Raw genomic sequence first — 4947 nt, forward strand, 5'->3', positions numbered from 1 at the left:
GACCAGACCGGATGGACCACCGCCATCACGGACTGGCTCGAAGCCACGGGTTTCAGCGCTTCTGCATGACCTGGTTCTTCGCCCGCATCAGCATCCCGGTCATGCCTCCGATCCGCAGCGGCGACACCGCTTTCGTGAGGCCGATCGACTGCGGGTAGTCGTTCGGGATGGCGAGAACCTCGTCGGCGGTGAGACCGGTGAGCCCCTGCACCAGGATGCTGGCGAACCCGCGGGTGGTCGGCGCCTCCGGAGGTGCCGTCGCATGCATGGTGACGATGTCGTCCTGCACCTCGACGTGGATGTACACAGGGGACTGGCACTCCGCGACCCGCTCGTACATCTCGGGATGCGCCGCGACCGCGTCCGAGACGTCCGGGAGCTCGTCCGAGAACTCGAGCAGCAGGAGGAGCCGATCCGACTCCGGGGTCTCCAGGAATCCCTCGCGGATCTCGGCAAGGGTGTCAGGAACGTCGCTCGTGCTCATCCCTGTCATTGTCACACGCTCAGACGGTACCCGGCTCTGAGCCCGTGACGATCGGCACGCGCACTGCGCTTCCCCACTCCGTCCAGGAACCGTCGTAGTTGCGGACGTTCTCGAACCCGAGGAGGTGCTTGAGCACGAACCAGGTGTGGCTCGACCGCTCACCGATACGGCAGTAGGCGACGACGTCGTCGCCGTCATTCAGGCCGGCGCCGTCACGGTAGATCACGTCGAGCTCGGCCCGGGGGCGGAATCCGCCGTCTTCCGCGACCGCCTTCGCCCACGGAACGCTCTGCGCGGTGGGGATGTGTCCCGCCCGCAGCGTCCCCTCCTCGGGGTATGCGGGTGCCGTGGTGCGCTCACCGGAGTACTCCTCGGGGGAGCGCACATCGATCAGAGGGCTGCCGATGTGGGCCAGGACGTCTTCCTTGTACGCGCGGATCACGGAGTCGTCGCGCTCGATCACGGGGTACTCCGTAGCCGGCCGGGAGGTCGCCTCCCGGGTGAGTTCCCGTCCTTCGGCGATCCAGCGGTCACGTCCGCCGTCGAGCAGGCGTACGTCTTCGTGGCCGAACAGCGAGAACACCCAGAGGGCGTAGGCGGCCCACCAGTTGTTCTTGTCGCCGTAGATGACGACCGTGTCGTCGCGGGCGATGCCCTTGCGGCTGAGCAGTTCGGCGAAGCCCTCGCCGTCGACGTAGTCACGCACCACCGGGTCGTTGAGCTCGGTGTGCCAGTCGACCTTCACCGCTCCGGGGATGTGGCCGGTCTCGTAGAGCAGGACGTCTTCATCGGATTCGACCACCACGAGGCCGGGGGTCCCCAGCCGTTCCGCGAGCCACTGCGTGGTCACCAGGCGGCCGGGCTCGGCGTACTCGGCGAACTTGGGGGAGGAGGAATCGAACTCGATGGCCATGGGGTCTCCGAAGCGTTGAGCGGACGAGGGTGCTGCTGCAGACGGCGTAGTGTTGTTCCGTCCCTTCGACGATAGATCCCCGCCGAGCACCCTGCGCCCGATTCGTAAGACTTCGACACAGGTGAGCACCTGATCCAGGACCGTGATGACCGACCCGACCAGCCGCACGGGAATCGTGCACCTCACCGAGCGCCAGCCGACCGTCAGCGGACCCGAGATGCTGGCGAGCCTGGTGCCGCCGCCGCAGTTCGACAGTGCGACGTTCGACAGCTACCGCGCCGACCCCGCCTACCCTTCGCAGGAAGAGGCGAAGGAGACGCTGATGCGCTTCGCCGGACGAGGTGCTCCCGTGAAGCGCGGAGGTCTGTTCAGCCGGGCGAAGAAGGAGCCGGAGCTCAAGCCGGGCGTCTACCTCGACGGCGGATTCGGAGTGGGCAAGACACACCTGCTCGCCTCGATCTACCACGCGATGCCGGCCCGCCGGAAGTACTTCGGCTCGTTCATCGAGTACACGGCCCTCGTCGGCGCGCTCGGCTACAAGAACACCGTCGATCTGCTCAAGGGCGCCGATCTGCTCTGCATCGATGAGTTCGAGCTCGATGACCCGGGCGACACGATGGTCATGACGCGCCTGCTGGGCGAGCTCGTGCCGACCGGCACCAGACTCGCAGCCACCTCGAACACCCCTCCCAACGCACTCGGTGAGGGACGCTTCGCCGCACAGGACTTCCTGCGCGAGATCCATGCCATGTCCGACAGCTTCCAGACACTGCGCATCGACGGCGTCGACTTCCGCCAGCGCGCCCTCGACGGTCATGCCGTCGTGCTCGACGACGACGCCTACGCTGCGGCCGTCGCTGCGGCCGCCGCAACGGGCACCGCGTCTGACGACCGGTTCGACGATCTGATCCGCCATCTGGCACAGGTGCATCCGTCGCGCTACATCCGACTCATCGACGGACTCGGCGGCGTGGGTGTGCGCGACGTCCGTCAGCTGACCGATCAGTCGGAGGCACTGCGTTTCGTCGCCTTCGTCGACCGTGTGTACGACGCGCAGATCCCGATCCTCGCCACTGGCCTCAGCCTCGATGCGGTGTTCTCCGACGAGATGCTCGCCGGTGGATACCGCAAGAAGTACCTGCGCGCCATCTCCCGACTCAACGCCCTCACGCATTCTGCGTAAGCCCGTAGGCGCGCGTAACGCGATGTTCACGGGCGGAGCCGCGCTGTAACAGCGGGGAAACAAACCTCACGCATTGACGAAACCGCAGGTCGTCACACTGAAGCTCTCAATTACTTCGGATGTGAGGTTTTCCTATGGATGCTCCCGGCAACATCTCGTGGGCGATCACCGCGACAGCGCTGGTGCTGCTCATGACGCCCGGCGTCGCCTTCTTCTACGGCGGTCTCGTCAAGGCGAAGAGCGTCGTCAGCATGATGATGATGAGCTTCGGCTCCATCGGACTCGTCGCCGTGCTGTGGATTCTCTTCGGCTACTCGATGAGCGCCGTCGACAGCCCGACCGCCTTCGCAGGCAACCCGTTCGCCGACTTCGGCCTCTCGAGCCTCGCCGCAGGCGAGGGCTCGAACGTCGCTCTCCTCGGCGTCGCCTACGGCGCCACGTTCGCGATCATCACCGTCGCCCTGATCTCCGGGGCGATCGCAGACCGCGCGAAGTTTGGCAGCTGGCTGATCTTCGCCGGTATCTTCGCGACGGTCGGGTACTTCCCCGTGGCCGCGTGGGTCTGGGGCGGCGGCTGGATCATGAACCTCGGCACCACGCTCTTCGGTGAGGACAGCGGCATCGGCGTGATCGACTACGCCGGTGGAACCGCGGTGCACATCAATGCGGGTGCTGCGGCCCTGGCCCTGGCTCTGGTCCTCGGCAAGCGCATCGGCTTCCAGAAGGGCATCCTGAAGCCCCACAACGTGCCGCTGACGCTTCTCGGCGCCGCTCTGCTGTGGTTCGGATGGTTCGGCTTCAACGCCGGCGCCGAGTGGCTCGCGGAGGACATGGGCGGTGTGGGACTCATCGGTCTGAACACTCTGGGTGCGACCGCCGCAGCCATCCTCGGCTGGATCCTGGTCGAGAAGATCAAGGACGGCAAGCCCACCTCGGTCGGTGCCGCCTCGGGCGCCGTCGCCGGTCTCGTCGCCATCACCCCGGCATGCGCCAACCTGACTCCGGGATGGGCGCTGCTGCTCGGCGCACTCGCCGGTGTCGTCTGCGCACTCGCCATCGAGCTGAAGTTCCGTCTGGGCTTCGACGACTCGCTCGACGTCGTGGGTATCCACCTCGTCGGCGGCCTCATCGGAACGCTCTACCTCGGGTTCTTCGCCACCGAGACCGGACTGTTCGTCGGTGGGGACGCGCGCCAGCTCGCGGTGCAGCTGATCGCCGCCCTCGGCGTGCTGATCTACTCGTTCGTCGTGGCCTTCATCATCGGCTTCGCCATCCAGAAGACGATCGGCTTCCGCGTCACGAACGAAGACGAGATCGCCGGTGTCGACCAGGTCGTGCACGGCGAGGAGGGCTACGCACTCGCCGACGCGTGATCTGCGGTTAGGGTGACCGTGTGAGCAAGACCAACGGCATCCTGGCAACACTCGCGGAGATCCTGCTCAAGGCAGTGGGCTCCGGCCGGGCGTCTCGGACATCAGGTCCGAGGCGCCCGGACGCGCGTCTACGGACACCCCACGAGCGTCCTGGGACCGCGACCACCGGAGCAGATCGCGGAGCCACGCGCGGTACCCAGACCTTCCGCGTTGACCCGGAGCGGATCACGAACCTGCAGGTCGCGTACACGCCGCAGCGGGACGGCGCCCCGGACGCCGGAGAGATCGTCTGGACCTGGGTGCCCTACGAGGAGAACGACGGACGCGGGAAGGATCGTCCCGTTCTGGTGATCGGCCGGGAATCCGTCGATCGCGTATACGCGGTCCGGATGACCAGCAAACCCCACGACGGCGAGCGGGACTACCTCTCGATCGGCACGGGTGCGTGGGACTCTCAGGGTCGAGAGTCCTGGGTCGACGTCGAGCAGCTGTACAGCGTGCACGAGAGAGGACTGCGGCGGGAGGCCGCCGTCCTCGATCGAGGCCGTTACGACCGGGTCGTGGCTGCTCTCACGCGGCGTTACGGCTGGTCCGTCGCGGGCTGAGCGTCGGGAACGACTGCAGCACCATCTCGACGAGCTCGCTCAGCGGCCGGGTCAGCGGATCCGTGGCGGGGAGTCCGGTGTCGAGTTCGATCTCGTCGATGGCTGTGGCGAGCTGCTGTGCCGTGAGGTTCTCGTGGTTCACGGTGACGCCGATGACCTTCGTGTCTGCGAAAGCCTCGATCAGCGTGATCTCACTCGTGACCGTCGGCATCGCGACCATCGGGAAGTCGCCCAGGACCGCACGACCCGGGGCATGCTGCACAATGACGCCTGCGGGTTGGCTTCCGCGAAGGATGTGAGCGGAGGTGATGTACGCGGGGTGGCTGAGCGCACCCTGACCCTCCACGATGATCACGTCGGGGTCTTCGCCCTCGAACGCCGCGACCACC

General features: G+C 66.6%; 6 protein-coding genes. 3 read left to right on the forward strand and 3 right to left on the reverse strand.

Features of this window, described 5'->3' with window-relative positions; all coding sequences use genetic code 11:
* Positions 1-52: 52 nt before the first annotated feature.
* Positions 53-484, reverse strand: coding sequence for a SufE family protein (locus DSP71_RS12755; RefSeq protein WP_046747198.1), 432 nt, complete (start codon positions 482-484; stop codon positions 53-55).
* A gap of 19 nt (positions 485-503) precedes the next feature.
* On the reverse strand, positions 504-1397 hold the full coding sequence (locus DSP71_RS12760; RefSeq protein ID WP_061018748.1) for a sulfurtransferase: 894 nt from the start codon (positions 1395-1397) through the stop codon (positions 504-506).
* A gap of 145 nt (positions 1398-1542) precedes the next feature.
* Here DSP71_RS12760 and zapE point away from each other — a divergent pair, with 145 nt between their 5' ends.
* The 3 genes from zapE to DSP71_RS12775 all read left to right on the forward strand — a co-directional run bounded on the left by zapE (position 1543) and on the right by DSP71_RS12775 (position 4558).
* Positions 1543-2580 (forward strand): cell division protein ZapE, encoded by a 1038-nt coding sequence (gene zapE / locus DSP71_RS12765; RefSeq protein ID WP_046747196.1) that lies wholly within the window; start codon positions 1543-1545, stop codon positions 2578-2580.
* A 134-nt stretch (positions 2581-2714) separates the two neighbouring features.
* Positions 2715-3953, forward strand: a complete 1239-nt coding sequence (locus DSP71_RS12770) for an ammonium transporter (RefSeq protein WP_113681272.1) — start codon at positions 2715-2717, stop codon at positions 3951-3953.
* Between the two features lie 20 nt (positions 3954-3973).
* Positions 3974-4558, forward strand: a complete 585-nt coding sequence (locus DSP71_RS12775; protein ID WP_179516037.1) for a type II toxin-antitoxin system PemK/MazF family toxin — start codon at positions 3974-3976, stop codon at positions 4556-4558.
* Here DSP71_RS12775 and DSP71_RS23790 read toward each other — a convergent pair.
* A partial coding sequence (locus DSP71_RS23790) for an NAD-dependent epimerase/dehydratase family protein (protein WP_258546428.1) occupies positions 4524-4947 on the reverse strand: 424 nt, incomplete at its 5' end. The two genes, DSP71_RS12775 and DSP71_RS23790, sit on opposite strands and share 35 nt — an antisense overlap.

It is taken from the genome of Microbacterium sp. H6, assembly GCF_003314775.1.
In the GTDB taxonomy this organism is placed as follows: Bacteria; Actinomycetota; Actinomycetes; order Actinomycetales; family Microbacteriaceae; genus Microbacterium; species Microbacterium oxydans.

What these genes read in the sequence shown, in the direction of transcription:
- DSP71_RS12755 (WP_046747198.1), bottom strand. Translation starts at nt 484, where the DNA reads ATGAGCACGAGCGACGTTCCTGACACCCTTGCCGAGATCCGCGAGGGA.
- DSP71_RS12760 (WP_061018748.1), bottom strand. Translation starts at nt 1,397, where the DNA reads ATGGCCATCGAGTTCGATTCCTCCTCCCCCAAGTTCGCCGAGTACGCC.
- zapE (WP_046747196.1), top strand. Translation starts at nt 1,543, where the DNA reads ATGACCGACCCGACCAGCCGCACGGGAATCGTGCACCTCACCGAGCGC.
- DSP71_RS12770 (WP_113681272.1), top strand. Translation starts at nt 2,715, where the DNA reads ATGGATGCTCCCGGCAACATCTCGTGGGCGATCACCGCGACAGCGCTG.